The organism is Streptomyces sp. NPDC060194 (genome assembly GCF_042728285.1).
GTDB lineage: Bacteria > Actinomycetota > Actinomycetes > Streptomycetales > Streptomycetaceae > Streptomyces.
In genome coordinates this window covers 1-20297 of the sequence record NZ_JBHWZH010000108.1, presented here as the reverse complement: position 1 = coordinate 20297, position 20297 = coordinate 1, and the positions used below count along the sequence as shown (strand labels likewise).

Annotated in this window: 16 protein-coding genes and 2 tRNA genes; 11 read left to right on the top strand and 7 right to left on the bottom strand. The window is 71.6% G+C overall.

The genetic code is table 11. The features are described from left to right. On the bottom strand, window positions 1–2559 hold a 2559-nt coding region (gene pepN / locus ACFWEG_RS21575), incomplete at its 3' end, for an aminopeptidase N (protein WP_387217547.1). 137 nt (window positions 2560–2696) lie between these two features. On the opposite strand from pepN, the gene ACFWEG_RS21570 reads away from it, so the two are divergent. Further along, window positions 2697–3335 carry a DsbA family protein gene (locus ACFWEG_RS21570; RefSeq protein ID WP_387217544.1) on the top strand — a complete coding sequence of 213 codons (639 nt, stop codon included), beginning with the start codon at window positions 2697–2699 and terminating at the stop codon, window positions 3333–3335. A gap of 510 nt (window positions 3336–3845) precedes the next feature. Here the strand turns inward: ACFWEG_RS21570 and ACFWEG_RS21565 are convergent. After that, window positions 3846–5255 carry an amino acid permease gene (locus ACFWEG_RS21565; RefSeq protein WP_387217541.1) on the bottom strand — a complete coding sequence of 470 codons (1410 nt, stop codon included), beginning with the start codon at window positions 5253–5255 and terminating at the stop codon, window positions 3846–3848. A gap of 149 nt (window positions 5256–5404) precedes the next feature. Next, window positions 5405–6700 carry an amino acid permease gene (locus ACFWEG_RS21560; RefSeq protein ID WP_387217552.1) on the bottom strand — a complete coding sequence of 432 codons (1296 nt, stop codon included), beginning with the start codon at window positions 6698–6700 and terminating at the stop codon, window positions 5405–5407. A 331-nt stretch (window positions 6701–7031) separates the two neighbouring features. Here ACFWEG_RS21560 and ACFWEG_RS21555 point away from each other — a divergent pair, with 331 nt between their 5' ends. Then, window positions 7032–7610, top strand: a complete 579-nt coding sequence (locus ACFWEG_RS21555; RefSeq protein WP_387217538.1) for a biotin transporter BioY — start codon at window positions 7032–7034, stop codon at window positions 7608–7610. Window positions 7611–7677: 67 nt separating this feature from the next. Here ACFWEG_RS21555 and ACFWEG_RS21550 read toward each other — a convergent pair whose 3' ends face one another. After that, on the bottom strand, window positions 7678–9126 hold the full coding sequence (locus ACFWEG_RS21550) for an amino acid permease (protein ID WP_387217536.1): 1449 nt from the start codon (window positions 9124–9126) through the stop codon (window positions 7678–7680). Between the two features lie 77 nt (window positions 9127–9203). Here ACFWEG_RS21550 and ACFWEG_RS21545 point away from each other — a divergent pair, with 77 nt between their 5' ends. After that, the gene (locus ACFWEG_RS21545) at window positions 9204–9692 is read left to right on the top strand and encodes a ribose-5-phosphate isomerase (RefSeq protein ID WP_387217534.1); all 489 of its coding nucleotides are present in this window, start codon (window positions 9204–9206) and stop codon (window positions 9690–9692) included. Between the two features lie 64 nt (window positions 9693–9756). Next, window positions 9757–10593: an Fpg/Nei family DNA glycosylase gene (locus ACFWEG_RS21540; protein ID WP_387217532.1), complete on the top strand. Its 837-nt coding sequence runs from the start codon at window positions 9757–9759 to the stop codon at window positions 10591–10593. 19 nt (window positions 10594–10612) lie between these two features. Here ACFWEG_RS21540 and ACFWEG_RS21535 read toward each other — a convergent pair whose 3' ends face one another. Further along, entirely contained in the window at window positions 10613–11848 is a 1236-nt protein-coding gene (locus ACFWEG_RS21535; protein ID WP_387217530.1) for a GNAT family N-acetyltransferase, read from the bottom strand. Between the two features lie 152 nt (window positions 11849–12000). Here ACFWEG_RS21535 and ACFWEG_RS21530 point away from each other — a divergent pair, with 152 nt between their 5' ends. Then, entirely contained in the window at window positions 12001–13146 is a 1146-nt protein-coding gene (locus tag ACFWEG_RS21530) for a PP2C family protein-serine/threonine phosphatase (RefSeq protein WP_387217528.1), read from the top strand. 125 nt (window positions 13147–13271) lie between these two features. Here the strand turns inward: ACFWEG_RS21530 and ACFWEG_RS21525 are convergent, their stop codons facing one another. Next, window positions 13272–14471 (bottom strand): acyltransferase family protein, encoded by a 1200-nt coding sequence (locus ACFWEG_RS21525; protein ID WP_387217527.1) that lies wholly within the window; start codon window positions 14469–14471, stop codon window positions 13272–13274. A 511-nt stretch (window positions 14472–14982) separates the two neighbouring features. On the opposite strand from ACFWEG_RS21525, the gene ACFWEG_RS21520 reads away from it, so the two are divergent. After that, complete coding sequence (locus ACFWEG_RS21520) at window positions 14983–15177, top strand: hypothetical protein (protein WP_387217525.1); 195 nt, start codon at window positions 14983–14985, stop codon at window positions 15175–15177. 87 nt (window positions 15178–15264) lie between these two features. Here the strand turns inward: ACFWEG_RS21520 and ACFWEG_RS21515 are convergent. After that, window positions 15265–15338: transfer RNA gene (locus tag ACFWEG_RS21515), tRNA-Gly, on the bottom strand. A gap of 144 nt (window positions 15339–15482) precedes the next feature. Between ACFWEG_RS21515 and ACFWEG_RS21510 the strand changes: the two genes are divergently transcribed. The 5 genes from ACFWEG_RS21510 (at window position 15483) to clpX (ending at window position 20253) form a co-directional block, all read left to right on the top strand. Further along, a tRNA-Pro gene (locus ACFWEG_RS21510) sits at window positions 15483–15559 on the top strand. Window positions 15560–15708: 149 nt separating this feature from the next. Next, the gene (tig, locus tag ACFWEG_RS21505; protein ID WP_387217523.1) at window positions 15709–17112 is read left to right on the top strand and encodes a trigger factor; all 1404 of its coding nucleotides are present in this window, start codon (window positions 15709–15711) and stop codon (window positions 17110–17112) included. A gap of 349 nt (window positions 17113–17461) precedes the next feature. Then, on the top strand, window positions 17462–18070 hold the full coding sequence (locus ACFWEG_RS21500; protein ID WP_387217550.1) for an ATP-dependent Clp protease proteolytic subunit: 609 nt from the start codon (window positions 17462–17464) through the stop codon (window positions 18068–18070). Between the two features lie 67 nt (window positions 18071–18137). Beyond that, window positions 18138–18797, top strand: a complete 660-nt coding sequence (locus tag ACFWEG_RS21495; RefSeq protein ID WP_387217521.1) for an ATP-dependent Clp protease proteolytic subunit — start codon at window positions 18138–18140, stop codon at window positions 18795–18797. A 169-nt stretch (window positions 18798–18966) separates the two neighbouring features. Beyond that, on the top strand, window positions 18967–20253 hold the full coding sequence (gene clpX / locus ACFWEG_RS21490) for an ATP-dependent Clp protease ATP-binding subunit ClpX (RefSeq protein WP_387217519.1): 1287 nt from the start codon (window positions 18967–18969) through the stop codon (window positions 20251–20253). The last annotated feature ends 44 nt before the right edge of the window (window positions 20254–20297 follow it).

Sequence of the window (20297 nt, the reverse complement as noted above, 5' to 3'; positions counted from 1 at the left end):
GGCCTGCCCGCGCAGCGCGCGGGCGAGGTCGTCCCGCGCCTCCAGGACCAGCCGCCGCAGCGCCGGCGCCGCGTCCTCGTGCGCCGACAGCCAGGCGTCCGCCGCCGCGAGCGCCGGCTCGCCGTGCAGGGCCGGGAACAGCCCCCGCACGATGTTCATGGCGATCTGGATGGACCGCTCGGCCCACACCCTCTCCAGCGCGTCGAAGTACGGCTGGACGTAACTCTCGGTCAGCTCCCGCTGCGAGCCGGGGGCGAAGCCGGAAGTGACGGCCTCGGCCAGCGAGTTGGACAGCTTGTCGGACTCCACGACCTGCGCCCAGGCCTGCGCCTTGACGGCCGCGGAGGGGCGCAGCGCGAGCGCCCGCACCTGGTGCCGCTTGCCGGACGCGCTGTGGTCGCGGGCCAGCTCCTCCTCCAGCCGCTTCTCGTCCGCGCGGCCGTGCTGGGCCAGCGGGTCGAGGAGCGACCAGCGCAGCTCCTGGTCGATGCCGAGCCCGTCGATGCGGGCGGTGCCTTCCAGCAGGCCCTCCAGAAGCTGGAGGTCCGACTCAGAGACGGCGACGGCCGCGAAGAACCGCGCCCAGGTGAGCTGGTGCTGGCTGCCGGGCGCCGCCGTCCGCAGCTCGCCCAGCGCGCCCTCCGCGAGCCTGCGCCCGGTCTCCTCGCGGTGGCCGGGGGCCACGTAGTGGGTGAGCGCGGACACCGCCCAGGCGTGCAGCATCTGCAGCACCCCGATGTCCGTCTCGCGGCCCGCGTGCGCGAGGACCAGCGAGACGAACTCCCGGGCCGGGAGCAGCGCGTCGCGGGTCAGGTTCCACAGCGCCGACCAGCACAGGGCGCGGGCCAGCGGGTCGGTCAGCTCGCCCAGGTGGGCGCGCAGGGTGTCGAGCGAGCCCGCGTCGAAGCGGATCTTGCAGTAGGTGAGGTCGTCGTCGTTGACGAGGATCAGGTCCGGCCGCTCGGCGCCCACCAGCTCCGCGACGACCGTCCGCGGCCCGTCCACGTCGACCTCCGCGCGGGCGTAGCGGGTCAGGCCCTCGGGGGTGCGGCGGTAGAGGCCGATCGCGACCCGGTGCGGGCGCAGCTCGGGGTGCGACTCGGCGGCGTCCTGCACGACGGCCAGCTCGGTGACCCGGTCGCCGGCGTCGTACATCACCTGCGGCGTCAGGGAGTTGACGCCCGCCGTCTGCAGCCAGGAGCGCGACCAGGCGGTCATGTCCCGGCCCGAGGTCTCGGCGAGCACGGCGAGCAGGTCGTCCAGGCGCGTGTTCCCGAAGGCGTGCGCCTTGAAGTAGCGGCGCGCGCCCTCCAGGAACGCCTCCCGCCCGACGTACGCGACCAGCTGCTTCAGGACGGAGGCGCCCTTGGCGTAGGTGATCCCGTCGAAGTTGAGCTTCGCGTCCTCCAGGTCGCGGATGTCCGCCGTGACCGGGTGGGTGGACGGCAGCTGGTCGGCGCGGTACGCCCACGCCTTGCGGTTGTTGGCGAAGGTGACCCAGCCGTCGGTGAACCGGGTCGCCTCGACCATCGAGAACGAGCCCATGAAGTCCGCGAACGACTCCTTCAGCCACAGGTCGTCCCACCACACCATGGTGACCAGGTCGCCGAACCACATGTGCGCCATCTCGTGCAGGATCACGTTCGCGCGCCGCTCGTAGGCCGCGTCGGTCACCTTGCCCCGGTAGATGAACTCCTCGCGGAACGTCACCATCCCCGGGTTCTCCATCGCGCCCAGGTTGTACTCCGGCACGAACGCCTGGTCGTACTTCCCGAACGGGTAGGGGTAGTCGAAGTGCTCGTGGAAGAAGTCCAGGCCCTGCTTGGTGACGGTGAAGACGTCGTCCGCGTCGAAGTAGCGCGCCAGGCCCTTGCGGCACATCGCGCCCAGCGGGATGTCGACGACCTCGCCGCCCGGCAGCTCGCGCGTGTAGCTGTCGGTCACGTAGTGGTACGGGCCCGCCACCACGCAGGTGATGTACGTCGAGATCGGCAGCGTCCGCGCGAACCGCCACACGCCCTCGGCGTCCTGCTCGCCGGCGCCGTTGCTCCACACCGTCCAGCCCTCGGGGGCCCGCACCTCGAAGTCGTAGGTGCCCTTCAGGTCCGGCTGCTCGAAGTTCGCGTACACCCGGCGCGCGTCGGCGGGCTCGTACTGCGTGTAGAGGTAGGTCTCGCCGTCCTCGGGGTCGACGAACCGGTGCATGCCCTCGCCGCTGCGGCTGTACGCGCACCGCGCGTCGACCGTCAGGACGTTCTCCGCGGCGAGATCGTCCAGCGCGATCCGCGCCCCGTCGAACACGACCGCCGGGTCCAGCGCCCGGCCGTTCAGCGTCACCGCGTCGACGGCCGGGGCGACCAGGTCCGCGAACGTCGACGCGCCCGGGCGCGCGCACGCGAACCGGATCGTGGTCACCGACCGGAACGTCCGCGGCGCCCCCTCGTCCTCCGGCCCCGCGCCCACCGCCGAGCGCAGGTCGAGGGAGACCTCGTACCCCTCGACGGACAGCAGCTCCGCCCGCGCGCGGGCCTCGTCGCGGGACAGGTTCTCTCCGGGCACGTGCCACTCCTTCGTCGTACGTCTCGAACTGCGCCGATCCTCTCACCCACCGAGACGGCCCGGGCGGCGGGCGGGAATGCGTCGGCGGGGGCGCGCGTTGTCGCCCGTGCTGTGACCTGTATCGCATGAGGAGACGCATGTCCGAGAACGGCAAGACCCCCGTCGACTTCTGGTTCGACCCGCTGTGCCCCTGGGCCTGGATGACCTCGCGCTGGGTCCTGGAGGTCGAGAAGGTCCGCGACATCGACATCACCTGGCACGTCATGAGCCTCGCCGTCCTCAACGAGGACAAGATCGACGAGCTGCCGGAGCAGTACCGCGAGCTCCTCGGCCCCAAGGGCTGGCGCCCCGTCCGCGTGGTGGCCGCGGCGGCCGAGCTGCACGGCAACGACGTCGTCGGCCCGCTCTACACCGCGCTCGGCACCCGCTTCCACAACGACGGCGAGGGCCCCACCCTCGACGCGATCAAGGGTGCCCTCGCCGACGCCGGCCTCCCCGCCGAGCTCATCGAGTACGCCGACAAGGACACCTACGACACCCAGGTGCGCGCCTCCCACAAGGAGGGCATCGACAAGGTCGGCCAGGAGGTCGGCACCCCCGTCATCGCCGTCCCCGGCGCCGACGGCGAGCAGGTCGCCTTCTTCGGCCCCGTCGTCACCCCCGCCCCCAAGGGCGAGGCCGCGGCGAAGCTCTGGGACGGCACCCTCCTCGTCGCCGGCACCCCCGGCTTCTACGAACTGAAGCGCACCCGCACCAAGGGCCCCGACTTCAGCTGAGCCCGCCGGAGCCCCGGCGGGCGCACACCTACGCGCCGCCCCCGCCCTCCGGGGCCCCGACCAGTCCCGGGAACGCCGCCGCCACCCTGCCCGTCACCTCCGTCGCCCCGCTCGGCCTGCTCTCGCCGCTGGTGGCCGCCGCGCTCGGCGCGCTGCTGCTCGGCCAGACGCTCGGCCCGGTCCGACCGGCGGGCTTCGTCCTGTCCCTGGCCGCGGTGACCGCGGCCCCACTCCCGGCGCCCGCACGCCGTTGCGGCCACCGGTGCACGGGAGAACCCCCGCGAGTCCTGTCCTCGCGGGGGTTCTCCGTTGATCCGCCTGCCCGGTGACGGTTGAGAAGACGATCACGAGCAGGACGACGGCGAACCAAGTCCTGCGACTCAGTGACTGCGACGTGTTATTGCAATCTCTGTGCAAGTGCACGCTAACAGCCGGATCATGGGCGGGCATACGAAGGCTCCCCTCACCGGACACCGGTGAGGGGAGCCTCTTCGGAAGGGTTACGGCAGGTCAGGCCGCCTGCCCGGCCCGGTTGACCGGGTTGCGCCTGCCGTGCACGAACCCGGCGACGCCCAGCGCGCCGAACAACAGCGCCGACACGTACAGCTGCTCCCGACCGCCCTCGGAGGACGCCATCACCACGAACACGCCGAGGATCGCGGCCAGCGCCACCCACGTCAGGTACGGGAAGCCCCACATCCGCACGGTCAGCAGCTCCGGCGCCTCGCGCTCCAGCCGGGCGCGCATCCGCAGCTGGGTGACGCAGGTGAACGCCCAGGTCACCAGGATCGCCACCCCGGTCGTGTTCATCAGCCAGGTGAACGCCTTGTCCGGCGACACCATGTTCAGCACGACCGCGAAGAACCCGAACGCGCACGACGCGAGCACGGCCGGCGCGGGCACGCCCCTCACGACCTTCGTCAGGAACGCGGGGCCCTTGTTCCGCGAGGCCAGCGAGTACGACATGCGCGAGGCGCCGTAGATGTTCGCGTTCATCGCCGAGAGCAGCGCGATCAGGACCACGACCTGCATCAGCGTGCCCGCGGCGGGGATGCCCACCTCGTCGAGGACGGTGACGTACGGGCCGCTCGAAGCGATCGACGGGTCGTCCCACGGGATCAGCGTCACCACGACGGCCATCGAGCCGACGTAGAACAGCGCGATCCGCCACACCGCGGTCCGCACCGCGCGCGCCACGTTGCCCTTCGGGTCGTCCGACTCCGCCGCCGCGATCGTGACCGTCTCCAGGCCGCCGTACGCGAACACCGCCGTCAGCACGCCCGCGATCAGGCCCGAGGTGCCGGTCGGGAAGAAGCCGCCGTCACCGGTCAGGTTGTCCAGGCCCGGCGGGTCGCCGATCACCCCGGTGATCGCCAGCACGCCGACCACCAGGAAGCCGACGATCGCGGTCACCTTGATCGCGGCGAACCAGAACTCGAACTCGCCGAAGTTCCGCACCGCGGCGAGGTTGCTCACGCAGAAGAACACCATGAACAGCGCCATCCACGCCTGCGCCGGCAGCAGCCCGATCAGCGAGTTCGCTATCGCCCCGGCCGCGACCGCCTCCGCGGCGACGCCGCAGCAGAGCATGATCCAGTACGTCCAGCCGGACATGAAGCCCGCCCACGGCGAGACCTCGCGCTCCGCGTGCACCGAGAACGACCCGCTCGCCGGCCGCGCCGCGGCCATCTCGCCGAGCATCCGCATGATCAGCATCACCACGGCGCCGGCCCCCGCGAACAGCAGCACGATCGCCGGCCCCGCGGCCGCGATGCCCGCGCCCGAGCCCACGAACAGGCCCGCGCCGATCACGCCGCCGAGGGCGATCATCGAGAGGTGCCGCTGCTTCAGGCTGTGCGTCAGGGCCTGCGCCTGCGGGGGCGCCTCCGCGGCGGGCGCGGTGGTGTCTGTCCGAGTCATGGTCGTGCCTTGTCCATCCGGTGAGACAACTGTCCGCGTCAGTGTGAGCGGTTCGCCTCTCGGAGGTGACCGGTGACCGATATCCGGACACTCGCCTCACGCGCTGTGAGTGCGCGCCCACCGAAGCGGAGTGCAGAACTCCGGAAGGGTCAGGCGCGGCGGGCCCGCGCTTCCCGCACCCCGGCCACCGCGAGGATGAGCGCCGTCGCCGCCGCGGACCAGAGGACCTGCGGGCGCCCCGCCTCGTCGAGGAGCATCAGGACGAGGACGGCGACCATGCCGGCGAGGGCGACCCACGTCAGCCAGGGGAAGCCCCACATACGCAGGGCGGGCTCGGCCGGGAGGCGGGAGCGCAGCCGCAGCTGCGAGACGGCGATCAGACCCCACACGAACAGCAGCACCGCCCCGACCGCGTTCAGCAGGTACAGGAACACCGTCTCCGGCCACACGAGGTTCAGCACGACCGACACGAACCCGAACACCACCGACGCCAGCACGGCCCGTCGCGGCACCCCGCCCGCCGACACCCGCAGCAGGGACGCGGGCGCCTCCCCCCGCTCGGCGAGCGAGAACACCATCCGCGACGCCCCGTACAGGTTCGCGTTGAGCGCGGACAGCAGGGCCACGAACACCACGATGTTCATGATCTGCCCCGCCCCCGGCACCCCGATCCCGTCGAGCACGGCGACGTACGGCGAGCGCCCCGCCTCCTGCACCGTCCACGGCAGCACGGTCACGATGACCAGCATCGACCCCACGTAGAAGAACAGGATCCGCCACACCGCACTGCGCACCGCCCGGCCGACCGCCCGCGCCGGGTCGTCGGACTCCGCCGCCGCGATGGTGACGACCTCGAGCCCGCCGAAGGCGAAGACCACGGCGAGCACGCCGGAGACGACCCCCTGCCACCCGTTGGGCAGGAACCCGCCCTGACCGGTCAGGTTCGTCAGCCCCACGGCCGACGTGTCGGGCAGCACCCCGAACACGGCGAGCGTCCCGAGGACCAGGAACGCGACGATCGCGCACACCTTCAGCGCCGCGAACCAGAACTCCGACTCCCCGAAGTTCCGCACCGCCGCCAGGTTCGCCCCGGTGAACACCGTCATGAAGAGCAGCACCCACGCCCACTGCGGAACGCCGGGCACCCACCCGTTCGCGATCGTCGCCGCCCCCGTCGCCTCGACGGCGAGGACCACGACGAGCATGAACCAGTACAGCCAGCCCACGCTGAACCCGGCCCACCGCCCGAGCGCCCGCTCGGCGTGCACGGAGAACGACCCCGAGGCCGGCATCGCCGACGACATCTCGCCGAGCATCCGCATCACGAGCATCGCGAGCGCGCCGGCGATCAGGTAGGAGAGGACGATCCCCGGCCCGGCGACGGCGATCCCGGCCCCCGACCCCACGAAGAGGCCCGCGCCGATCACCCCGCCGAGGCCGAGCATGGTCAGGTGCCGCTGGGTGAGCCCGGCGCCGAGCGGCTTCCCGGGGGGCCGCCCCGGCTCCTCGCGTACGGCGGGCGGTGCGGCGGTGGTGCGCTCGTTCACGGTGCGACAGGCCTCTGGACGATTTGGCAGGACCCCACAGTCTCCCCGCATCCCGCTCCTTCCCGCAAAACGCCCCACCTCAGTGATCCCCGTCACGTGTGCCGAAGCCCTTTGTCCGATGCCTACCAGGCGCGCGCGTCAGCCTTTGTGGGCGACCGCTCGTGATCGGGCGTGCGCCGCTGGGCTAACGTCCCCTTGACCGCCCCCTGCCCTCACCCGCGGAGTCCCCATGAGCACAGCTGCCGTCCCCGCCCGATCCGGTGTCGTCCTCGCGGACCTGATCCCCGGCACTCGCGCCCGCGACCTCGCCCTGGTCGCCGGCGGCGCCGCGCTCACCGGCCTGGCCGCGCAGCTCGCGGTCCCGGTCCCCGGCTCGCCCGTCCCGGTCACCGGCCAGACCTTCGCCGTCCTGCTCGTCGGCTCCGCACTCGGCGCGGGCCGCGCGCTGGCCGCGCTCGCCCTGTACGCGCTCGCCGGTCTGGCGGGCGTCCCGTGGTTCCAGGGCGGCACGCACGGCGCCGGCGCGTCGTTCGGCTACATCCTCGGCATGCTGCTCGCCGCCACCGTCGTGGGCGCGCTCGCCCGCCGCGGCGGCGACCGCACGGTCCTGCGCACCGCGGGCACGATGGTCCTCGGCTCCGCGATCATCTACGCGGTCGGCGTCCCGTACCTGGCCCTCGCGCTCGACATGTCGGCGAGCGCCGCGCTCGCGGCCGGCCTGGTCCCGTTCCTGATCGGCGACGCCGTCAAGGCCGCGCTCGCCATGGGCGCCCTGCCGACCGCCTGGAAGCTGCTCGGCCGCGACTGACCGCGCCGCGTCCGCACGCACGAAGGGCCCGCACCGCACCGGTGCGGGCCCTTCGGCGCGTCGAGCGCTACGACCGCGGCACGGCGTCCGCCCCGCGCACCTTCTCCCGCACCAGCGCCACCGTCACCACCAGCGCGGCGACCAGGACGGAGAGCAGCATCATCGTCCGCCCCTCCGGGCTCCACAGCATGTAACCGACGATGAAGACGATCAGCGCGATCGTCGCGTACGTCAGGTACGGGTACAGCCACATCCGCACGGTCAGCCGCTCCGGCGCCTCCCGCTCGATCCGCCGCCGCATCCGCAGCTGCGAGCAGCAGATGACCAGCCACACGAACAGCGCGACCGCGCCGGAGGAGTTCAGCAGGAACTCGAAGACGGTGTCCGGCGCCACGTAGTTGAAGACCACCGCGACGAACCCGAACGCCACCGACGCCCAGATCGCCGTCGCCGGCACCCCGCCCCGGTTGACCTTGCGGAACGACTTCGGCGCGTCCCCGCGCTCACCCAGCGAGAACGCCATCCGCGAGGCGGTGTAGAGCCCGGAGTTGAGGCAGGAGAGCACCGCCGTCAGCACGACGACGTCCATGATCGTGCCCGCGTACGGGATGTCGAGCGAGTCCAGGACGGCCACGTACGGGCTCTTCTCCACCGCCGCGCTGTCCCACGGCAGCAGCGTGACGATCACGAAGATCGAGCCGATGTAGAAGAGCGCGATCCGCCAGATCACGCTGTTGACGGCCTTGCGTACGGACTCCACCGGGTTCGGCGACTCCGCGGCGGCCAGGGTCACGATCTCGCTGCCCATGAACGAGAACACCACGAGCAGCATCCCGGAGAGGATCGCGCCGGGCCCGTTCGGCAGGAACCCGCCCTCGCCGGTCAGGTTCGAGACCCCCACCGCCGTGTCGCCCGGCGGCAGCCCGAAGATCGCCAGCAGCCCGATCACGATGAAGACGACGATCGCGAGCACCTTGATCCCGGCGAACCAGAACTCGAACTCCCCGAACGAACCGACCGAGATCAGATTGGTGCCGGTCAGGACCAGCATCACGATCAGCGCCCAGGCCCACTGCGGGACCGCCGGCACCCACCCGGTCAGGATCGCCGCCGCGGCCGTCGCCTCGACGGCGAGCACCACCGACCAGAAGAACCAGTACAGCCAGCCGATCGTGAACCCGGCCCAGCGGCCCAGCGACCGGTCCGCGTAGGTCGAGAACGAGCCGGAGACGGGGTCGGCCGCCGCCATCTCGCCGAGCATCCGCATGACGAGGACGACGAGCAGCCCGGTCAGCGCGTAGGACAGCAGGATGCCGGGACCCGCGGCGGCGATGCCCGCGCCCGAGCCGACGAACAGGCCGGCGCCGATCACCCCGCCGATGGCGATCATCGACAGGTGGCGGTTCTTCAGCCCGGCCTGTAGCCCGTCGGAGCCGCCGCCGGGCGCGCCCTCGCCCGCCCCGCCCGCCCCGTGCCGGTCCTCCGGTCTCGTCGGTCGCCCTGTGGTGGTGCCCATGTACACGTTCCTCACGTTCCACCGGCGGGAACGCCCCACCGGCGCGGTGCACCTGCCCGGCATGACAGACTCGACACATGCGCGTGTACCTCGGCTCCGATCATGCCGGTTTCGAACTGAAGAACCACCTCGTGGAGTGGCTCACCGCCCACGGCCACGAGCCCGTGGACTGCGGCCCCCACATCTACGACGCCGTCGACGACTACCCGCCGTTCTGCCTCCGCGCCGCCGAGCGCACCGCCGCCGACCCCGAGAGCCTCGGCGTCGTCATCGGCGGCTCCGGCAACGGCGAGCAGATTGCCGCGAACAAGGTCAAGGGCGTCCGCGCGATCCTCGCCTGGAGCGAGCAGACCGCCGCCCTCGGCCGCGAGCACAACGACGCCAACGTGATCAGCGTCGGCGGCCGCATGCACTCCGAGGAGGAGGCGGTGAAGTTCGTGGAGACCTTCCTCAACACCCCGTACTCCGGCGAGGAGCGCCACACCCGCCGCATCGACATGCTGAGCGACTACGAGCGCACCGGCGAGCTCCCCCCGATCCCGGCCCACCACCCGCAGCAGGGCTGACGCCCCCGGGCCCGGCGCGCACCGCCCGCCGGGCCTGTACCACCCACCCGGAGCCGGCACCCCCATGCCCGAGGGCCACACGATCCACCGCCTCGCGCGGGACCACGCGGACGCGTTCGTCGGCCGGCCGCTCCAACTCAGCGGCCCGCAGGGCAGGTTCGCCGGTGTCGAACGGCTCCGGGGCCGGGAGATGACGGCCACCGACGCCCACGGCAAGCACCTCTTCCTCGGCTTCGGTGAGGACCCCGACGAAGGCCCGGACGCCGACTGGATCCACATCCACCTCGGCCTCTTCGGGAAGTACACCTGGGGCCTCGCACCCGCACCGCCGCCGACCGCGACCGTCCGCCTGCGCATCCAGGCGGAGTCGTACGCCGATCTCCGCGGCCCGACCGCCTGCGCGCTGGTCACCCCCGCCGAGAAGGCCGCGATCCACGACCGGCTCGGCCCCGACCCGCTGCGCGACGCCGGCGACGCCACCGACGACCCGGCCCGCGCCTGGGCGCGCGTCAGCCGCAGCCGTACGACGATCGCCGCGCTGCTCATGGACCAGAAGGTCGTGGCGGGCGTCGGGAACGTCTACCGCGCCGAGGTCCTCTTCCGGCACGGCATCGACCCCTACCGCCCCGGCAAGGACCTCACGCCGGGGGAGTGGGACGCGATCTGGGCCGACCTGCGCGCCCTGATGCGCGACGGCGTCCGCGACAACCGCATCGACACCGTCCGCCCCGAGCACACCCCCGAGGCGACGGGCCGCGCCCCGCGCAAGGACGACCACGGCGGCGAGGTCTACGTCTACCGCCGCACCGCGATGCCCTGCCTGCTCTGCGGCACCCCGGTGCGAACCGCCCCGCTCGCCCACCGCAACCTCTTCTGGTGCCCCACCTGCCAGCGCCGCTGACCGCTGCCCCCGACCGCCGTCAGAACCCGTGCGGCAGCCAGGGCGCCACGTCCGAGCCGAAGCCGGCTGATGCGGCAGCCGCCGCGCCTTCCCGCAGCTCCCGCACCCGCCCGGCCGCCGCCAGCGCCGTCAGCGAGACGTCGCCGAGGTAGGCCGCGCCCAACTCCCGTGCGGACAGGGCGAGATCCGCCGCGTCCGTCGTCCGCTCGCAGCTCGCGCCCTTCGCGTCGCCGACCAGCCGCCACCGTCCCTCGTTCCACGGACAGAAGCCGTCGGTCACGTCGAGCACCACGTCCACCGGCGTCCGGTACGTCCGCGCGGCCAGCGCCGCCCCCACATCGACGAGCCGCACGTACAGCGAGTCCCGTACGGTGACCGCGCAGCGCCGGATGTCGGAGACCATGTGCTGCCAGGCGTCGTCCAGCGGCGCGTTGCCCACCGCCACCGTCGACATCAGGTCGATCCCGAACAGGAAGCGCCACAGCGCCCCGTACGCCGCCGGGTCGAGCGCCTCCAGGTCGCGCAGCTCGACCGTGCCGTCCGGGGTGGCGTACGGGCCCCACTGCGGGGTCGTGCGGAAGCGGGCGTAGCCCACCGTCCGGCCGTCGCGGGTCGCGAGCACGCAGCGCAGCTTCGAGCCGGAGCCCGGGGAGCGCGCCTCGTCGAGCAGCGGCCGCCGCTCCCAGTGCGGGGCGCGGGCAAGCATGCCGGGCCGCCCGCCGGCGACCACGCGGGCGTAGACCTCCTCGCAGGCGGCGAGCGCCTCGGCCGGGTCCGCGTACCGCAGCGCGACCTCGTCCGCCCCCGGCGGGACGGTCAGCCGGACCCGGCCCGTGTCGATGCGGGCGATCAGCTGCCGGGTCGCCGCCCCGTACCCGAAGCGGCCGTAGATACCCGGCTCGGACGCGGTGAGCAGCGCCAGGCTCTCGCCGGCCGCCCGGACGTCGTCGAGCTGCCGGCGCATCATCGCCGTGAGGACCCCGCGGCGGCGGTGGGTGGCCGAGACGCCCACCAGCGTGAGGCCCGCGGCCGGGACGAGCGCCCCGCCCGGGACCACCGTGCGGAACGAGAACGTGCCCGCCGAGCCGACGATGTCGTCCCCGTCCCAGGCGGCCAGCGCGCGCTCCGTCTCGACGAGGTCATGGTCGAGCCGCCGGGACTCCTCCGGTTCGTCACCGCCGCCGAAGGCGCCGAGGAAGGTGTCGTACCACCGGTCCCAGTGGTCGGGTTCGAGAGGGCGCACGTCGATCGTCATCCTCCATGCCTACCAACCCCCGCCGCCCGCGGCGAGCCGTTTTCCGCCCGGCGCCGGAGCCGTCCACCTCCCCGCCCGCCGTCCCCCGCGCGGCGGACAACCGCCACCTCCCGATGCGAAAGGACAGGTCGGATCGATAGGGTCCACGCACGATGGCAGATCGCGCAGAGGCCGAGAACGCAACAGCCCGGGCACGCAAGGCGTTCCACCGGGCCCGCACCGGCCTGCGCCGGTCCGGGGTCGACTACTTCCGCGGCGACGGCTCCGACTGGATAGCCCTGGCCGGTCTCCTCGTCACCGTCCCCGTCATCGCCGCGCTGACCATCGCGATGCCCGTCTGGTGCGCGCCCACCGCCCTGGTGATCCCGATCGTCGCCGGCGGGCTGCTGCTCCGCCCGGCCAGCCTGCTGGGCCTGTACGCGGCCGCCGCGGCCGCGCTGATCGTGGAGTCCGTGGTCCTCGGCCCGTACACCGCCGGGTCCGGCACGGTCACCCCCGGCAGCGTGCTCGTCGTCGCCGCCTGCGGGTTCTTCGGGCTGCTCATCGCGCAGTTCCGCAGCCGGGTCGGAGTGCCGTGGCGGCGCGGCGGCACCATGCTCTTCGACCTGCGCGAACGCATCCGGGTGCAGAGCAAGCTCCCGAAGCTGCCCACCGGCTGGCACCGCGAGATGGCGCTGCGGCCGGCGGGCGGGCAGTCGTTCTCCGGGGACTTCACCGTCGCCGCCCGCACCCAGGGCGGCCGCACCCTGGAGGTCGTCCTCACCGACGTCTCCGGCAAGGGCATGGACGCCGGCTCGCGCGCCCTGCTGCTGTCCGGCGCGTTCGGCGGCCTGCTCGGCTCGCTGCCCCCGCACGCCTTCCTGCCGGCCGCCAACGGCTACCTGCTGCGCCAGGACTGGGACGAGGGCTTCGCGACCTCCATCCACCTCGTCCTCGACCTGGAGACCGGCGACTACGAGCTGTTCTCCGCCGGCCACCTCCCCGCTCTCCAGCTCAGCGCGGGCAGCGGCCGCTGGCAGGAGAAGGCCGCGGAGGGCCCGCTGCTCGGCATCTACGACGGCGCCGAGTTCGACGCCGTCAAGGGCACGCTGCGCCCCGGCGACGTCCTGATGATGTTCACCGACGGCCTCGTCGAGGCCCCGGGCCGGGACATCTCCGACGGCATCGACCGGCTGACCGGCGAGGCCGACCGGTACGTCGCCGGCGGCTTCCACGGGGCGGCCTGGCACCTCATCGAGGCGGTCGCGAAGGACGTCAACGACGACCGGGCGCTGCTGCTGATCTGCCGGGAGCCGTAGCCGGGAGCCCTCGGGCGCACGCGCGCGGGCCGGGCACGCGGCGGGTCCGCGCACGCGCGAGGGCCGGCCGGGGAGGTGAACTCCCCGGCCGACCCTCGTCGTTCCACGCTGCCGGAACGCCCGCGTCAGCGGGCGGCGGCCTCCGTCCGGTCCTCGGCCGGCCGCCGGCCGCCGCCGGAGCGGTTGCGGTCCCGGGCCAGCTCGGCGGCGTCCCGGCGGAACGCCCACTCCATCCTCGGCTCCATCGCGAAGCGGAAGACCCGCTGCACCGGCGGGGTGCAGAGCAGGGTCACGGCGACCGCGGCGAGCAGGGTGACGGCGACCTGGCCGAGCGGCGTGTGCAGCCAGGCGTGGTCGTACCAGCCCCAGAAGCCCGCGCCCTTGATGAGGAAGCCGTGCAGCAGGTAGCCGTAGAGCGTCCCGGCGCCGAGCGCCGTGAACCACGTCTGCCGGCGCGGCACCCAGGACAGGAAGCACGCGGTGAGCACCGCCGAGCAGCAGAACAGCGTCAGCGTCATCAGTATCCCGGCCCACCAGGTGGTGCCCATCTCCTGCGCGCTGTCGCGGTGGTAGAACCACGTCGACGACATCCGCGGCGCCGCCCAGTACGCGACGACGAGCGCGGCCGCGAAGACCGGCAGGGCGAGGACGCGGACCTCGCGGCGGCGGACCATCTGGAAGTGCTCGGGCTTCAGCAGCAGGCCGGCCACGAAGAACGGCAGGAACTGCAGCACCCGCTGGAGGTCCAGGTCGTCGCCGATGTCGGGGGAGACCGCGGCCAGCAGCGCGATCACCACGGAGACGCCGAGCGGCCAGCGGATGCTCCTCCACAGCGGCGTCGTCATCCGCCAGACGAACAGCGCGACCAGGAACCACGTCAGGTACCAGGGGTCGAGCAGGCTGAGGGGGTGGCCGGGGCTGTCGTCCGCGTACCGCTTGAACAGCGAGTAGGCGACCTCGAAGACGACGTACGGCACGACGACGCCGGTGACCAGGCGGCGGAGCTGGTCGGGGCGGGCCTGGAAACCGCGCGAGAAGTAGCCGGAGATGAGGATGAACGCCGGCATGTGGAAGCTGTACACGACCATGTACAGCGCCTCCGCGGCACGGCTGCCGCCGGTCAGCGGCTCCCAGGAGTGGCCCATGGCGACCAGCACGATCGCGAGGTACTTCGCGTTGTCGAAGAAGGGGTCGCGGCGCTTGGCGGCCGGGGCGGCCGGCTGCTCACCCTTCGACGTGTCACGCGGTGGGGCGGTCGGACCGTGCGCGGGGGAGTCGGTCCCGGACCGCACTGCTCTTTCGGGGGACGTGGCAGTGTGGAACATCTGAGGCACCCTAGCGTCGTCTCCTGTATTCCGGGAAACCCGCCCTCGGGTATTCCGCCGTACGCGCACGTGTACCCCGTATTCGGAAGAGTTTTCCTGTCGGTTCGCCGCTTCCCGTGTGACGACCCTCTCTGTCCGAAATGCACGAATTAATCCGTCCGAAGCGGGGCATTTCCGTGCTCGCGCACGAGCCGTTCCGGTTCGCCGAACTGATGTCCGCGACATTCCGGGCGCGATATGTGAAGGCTCGGAAACGATGTCGTCGAATTACCCGCGCATTCACCGGTGGGGCGCCGGTGCAATTCCACCCGGCCCCCGCCCGCGCGCCCGGTCCCGCGGCACGGATCCGGCCACGTCTGCCGACGATGCGTCACCCGCCGCATGGGCGGGCCGCGTTGGTGGCACGATGTCTCCAGCGGCGGGGCGTGCGACGGCGGACGTCCCCCTCCTGCGTGTACACACACGCGACGAGCAAGTGCGGTAGGCGGACCGAGCGAGGACGTGATCAGTTGTGGCCATCTCACTGTCTGTGGTGCTTCTGCTGGCGGTCATCCTCGTGGTGCTGATCCGCGGCGGGAACCTCAAAGCCGGCCCCGCGATCATCGCGGTGCTCTTCGGCTTCTTCCTCGCCTCGACCGGCATGGCCGACGACATCCAGCGCTTCCTGAACTCGATAGCCTCCACGATCAACTCCATCAGCTTCTGACCGGAGCCGCGTGCCCCTTGCGCCCCGAGGCCGGGGCACGCGAAAGCCCCCGCCCGACGACTCGTGAGCCGTCGGCCGGGGGCCTCGTGGAGCGGGTGACGGGAATCGAACCCGCGTAGCTAGTTTGGAAGACTAGGGCTCTACCATTGAGCTACACCCGCGTGGAGCGGTACGGGGAGCATCGTAGCGGGTCGGGCGGGTGCGACGCACACCGGGCGGAGCCGCGGCGGCCCGCGGGCGGGGGGCGCACCGGGAAAAGCGGGGAGCGCGGCGGGCGCGGGGATGTACCCTTCGTCACGCACCGACGGGGTGTGGCGCAGCTTGGTAGCGCGTCCGCTTTGGGAGCGGAAGGCCGTGGGTTCAAATCCCGCCACCCCGACCACCTGAACCGGTACGGATCACCCGTGACCGGCCTCGCAAGATCACGTTGTGGGTCGGCTCCCGCTTGCCGTTACTATGCAATCCGTGTGCCCGTGCGTCTCTGTGACCGGGCAGAATCCCCAGCAAGTCAGCCCCCAAGGAGACCCAACCGTGAAGAGCGCCGTGGAGACCCTGAACCCGACCCGGGTTCGGCTCAGCATCGAGGTGCCCTTCGAGGAGCTCAAGGACAGCCTCGACGCGGCGTACAAGAAGATCAACCAGCAGGTCACGGTGAAGGGCTTCCGCAAGGGCAAGATCCCCGCCCGCGTCATCGACCAGCGGTTCGGCCGCGGCGCCGTCCTGGAGGAGGCCGTCAACGACGCCCTCCCGAAGTTCTACACCGAGGCCGTCAACGAGGGTGAGCTGAACGTCCTCGGCCAGCCCGAGGTCGACATCACCGAGCTGAAGGACGGCGAGCTGCTCTCCTTCACCGCCGAGGTCGACGTCCGCCCGACCATCGAGATCCCGGACTACTCCGGCATCGAGGTCGAGGTCGACGCCGTCGACGTCAGCGACGACGAGGTCGAGAAGGCCGTGCAGCAGCTGCGCGAGCGCTTCGCCTCCACCAACCCGGTCGAGCGCGCCGCCGCCGAGGGCGACGTCGTCACGATCGACCTGGAGGCCAAGGTCGACGGCGAGGTGCTGCCCGACGGCGTCGCCTCCGACGTCTCCTACACCATCGGCTCCGGCGAGCTGCTCGACGGCATCGACGAGGCCGTCACCGGCCTGGAGGCCGGCGGCGAGGCCACCTTCACCTCCGAGCTGAAGGGCGGCTCCGCCGAGGGCAAGCCGGCCGAGGTCACCGTCAAGGTCACCGCCGTCGCCGCGCGCGAACTCCCCGAGCTCGACGACGACTTCGCCCAGCTCGCCAGCGAGTTCGACACCCTGGAGGAGCTGAAGGCCGACAGCCGCAAGCGCCTTGAGGACGCCAAGCAGTACGACCAGGCCACCCAGGCCCAGGAGCGCGTGCTGGAGAAGCTCCTGGAGCTCGTCGAGGTCCCGATCCCCGAGAAGCTCCTCGAGGACGAGGTCCGCACCCGCAAGCACAACCTGGAGCACCACCAGCTCGGCCAGATGGGCCTGGACCTGCAGAAGTACCTGGAGATCCAGGGCAAGACGGCCGAGGAGTTCGACGCCGAGACCTCCGAGCAGGCCGTCAAGGGCATCAAGACGCAGTTCGTCCTCGACGAGCTCGTCAACAAGGAGAAGCTGAACGTCAGCCAGGAGGAGCTCACCGAGCACCTGCTGCGCCGCGCGCAGTCCTCCGGCATGTCCCCCGACCAGTTCGCCCAGGCCGTCGTCGAGGGCGGCCAGGTCCCGATGCTCGTCGGCGAGGTCGCCCGCGGCAAGGCGCTCGCCACCGTGGTCGAGAAGGCGACGGTCAAGGACACCAACGGCGAGCTCGTCGACATGAGCGACGACGAGGACGACGCCGAGACGGCCGAGGCCACCGCCGACGCCCCGGAGACCGCCGACGCGGACGCCGAGGACAAGCCGGCGAAGACCGAGGCCTGATCCGGCGCCGGCCCGCCGGCCGGATCCCGCCACGTCGAGGGCCCCGGACGCACCCCGCGTCCGGGGCCCTCGCGCATTCCTCGAAAACCTCCGGATCATGCGCGAAAAGGCCGCCGTTCCCGCGAATTCAGCTCCCGGCGTAGGGCAACCTGCGCTCACAGCGAACAGTTCGGGAAGGGGGATCGTCCCCGGTGGCCAGCGCGTTAGGGTCCAAGGACAGCGGGGCACGGAACCTCCCGTACGGCGAGGGGAAAGGCCCGCACCGCACACGGGACCGCGCCCCGGAACGAAGACGCTGAGACGGCCCGTCAGCCGTCAGAGACGAGCAGGTGGATACGTGACGAATCTGATGCCTTCCGCCGCCGGCGAGCCGTCCATCGGTGGTGGCCTCGGCGACCAGGTGTACAACCGACTGCTGGGCGAGCGGATCATCTTCCTCGGTCAGCCCGTCGACGACGACATCGCCAACAAGATCACGGCGCAGCTGCTCCTCCTTGCCGCCGACCCGGACAAGGACATCTACCTCTACATCAACAGCCCCGGCGGCTCGATCACGGCCGGCATGGCGATCTACGACACGATGCAGTACATCAAGAACGACGTCGTGACGATCGCCATGGGCCTCGCCGCCTCCATGGGCCAGTTCCTGCTCAGCGCCGGCACCCCCGGCAAGCGCTTCGCGCTGCCGAACGCCGAGATCCTGATGCACCAGCCCTCCGCCGGCCTCGCGGGCTCCGCCTCGGACATCAAGATCCACGCCGCGCGCCTGCTGCACACCAAGAAGCGCATGGCCGAGATCATCGCGCAGCACACCGGCCAGTCCTTCGACCAGATCACCCGCGACTCGGACCGCGACCGCTGGTTCGACGCGTACGAGGCCAAGGAGTACGGCTTCATCGACGACGTCATCACCTCCGCCGTCGGGGTTCCCGGTGGTGGCGGCACGGGCGCGCAGTAGCCCCCGCCGCACCGCCCGACCCGCCCCCAGCCCACAGCAGCTCCTCACCAGGACGGTGAACACCCCGATGAACCACCTCTCCGGAAGCGGCCTCTACACCGGCCCCACCGCCGAGTCCCGCTACGTCCTCCCGCGCTTCGTCGAGCGCACCTCGCAGGGCGTTCGCGAGTACGACCCGTACGCGAAGCTCTTCGAGGAGCGCGTGATCTTCCTGGGCGTGCAGATCGACGACGCCTCGGCGAACGACATCATGGCGCAGCTGCTGTGCCTGGAGTCGATGGACCCGGACCGCGACATCTCCATCTACATCAACAGCCCCGGCGGCTCGTTCACGGCCCTGACGGCCATCTACGACACGATGCAGTTCGTGAAGCCGGACATCCAGACGGTCTGCATGGGCCAGGCGGCCTCCGCCGCCGCCGTCCTGCTCGCCGCCGGCACCCCCGGCAAGCGCATGGCGCTGCCGAACGCCCGCGTCCTGATCCACCAGCCCTACAGCGAGACGGGCCGCGGTCAGGTCTCCGACCTGGAGATCGCCGCGAACGAGATCCAGCGGATGCGCGCCCAGCTCGAGGAGATGCTGGCCAAGCACTCCAGCACCGCGATCGAGAAGATCCGCGACGACATCGAGCGCGACAAGATCCTCACGGCCGAGGAGACGCTGGCCTACGGTCTGGTCGACCAGATCGTCTCCACCCGCAAGCTCAACAACGCGGCGGTCGCGTAAGGCCGAACCGGCCGCCGGCCCCGTCCCCCCGGCACGTTCCGCATGACTCCACCGACAAGTGGAACGTGCCAAGGGGGGCCCGGACGGGGGGCCCGGCAAGGTACCGTCGGACAGAGGCACCAGGAGCCGCCGCGACACGGCAGCTCCACAGGCGAAGGGGATTCACCTCGTGGCACGCATCGGTGATGGCGGCGATCTGCTGAAGTGCTCGTTCTGCGGCAAGAGCCAGAAGCAGGTGAAGAAGCTCATCGCGGGACCAGGCGTCTACATCTGCGACGAGTGCATCGACCTGTGCAACGAGATCATCGAGGAGGAGCTCGCCGAGACCAGCGAGGTGCGCTGGGAGGAGCTCCCCAAGCCCCGTGAGATCTACGAGTTCCTCAACGGGTACGTCGTCGGCCAGGAGCCCGCGAAGAAGGCGCTCTCGGTCGCCGTCTACAACCACTACAAGCGCGTCCAGGCCGGCGAGAACGGCGGCGCGTCGGGGCGGGACGACGCGATCGAGCTCGCGAAGTCCAACATCCTGCTGCTCGGCCCCACCGGCTCCGGCAAGACCCTGCTCGCGCAGACCCTCGCCCGGATGCTGAACGTGCCGTTCGCCATCGCCGACGCCACCGCCCTCACCGAGGCCGGGTACGTCGGCGAGGACGTCGAGAACATCCTGCTGAAGCTGATCCAGGCCGCGGACTACGACGTCAAGAAGGCCGAGACCGGGATCATCTACATCGACGAGATCGACAAGGTCGCCCGCAAGAGCGAGAACCCGTCGATCACGCGCGACGTCAGCGGCGAGGGCGTCCAGCAGGCGCTGCTGAAGATCCTGGAGGGCACCACCGCCTCGGTGCCGCCGCAGGGCGGGCGCAAGCACCCGCACCAGGAGTTCATCCAGATCGACACGACGAACGTGCTGTTCATCGTGGGCGGCGCGTTCGCCGGCCTGGAGAAGATCATCGAGGGCCGGGCGGGCGCGAAGGGCATCGGCTTCGGCGCGACGATCCTCTCCAAGCGCGAGCTGCAGGAGAAGGACCGCTTCCAGGAGATCATGCCGGAGGACCTGGTGAAGTTCGGGATGATCCCGGAGTTCATCGGCCGCCTCCCCGTCATCACCTCGGTCCACAACCTGGACCGCGAGGCGCTGCTGCAGATCCTCATCGAGCCCAAGAACGCGCTCGTCAAGCAGTACCAGCGGCTCTTCGAACTCGACGGCGTCGAGCTGGACTTCGAGCGCGAGGCGCTGGAGGCCATCGCCGACCAGGCCATCCTCCGCCAGACCGGCGCGCGCGGCCTGCGCGCGATCATGGAGGAGGTCCTCCAGTCGGTGATGTACGAGGTGCCGTCCCGCAAGGACGTCGCCCGCGTCGTCATCACCGCGGAGGTGGTGCGCAGCAACGTCAACCCGACGCTCATCCCGCGCACCGACAAGCGCGGCGGCCTCGGCGAGCAGAAGTCGGCGTAGCGCCCGTACGACGAAGGGGGCCCGGCACACGCGGTGTGCCGGGC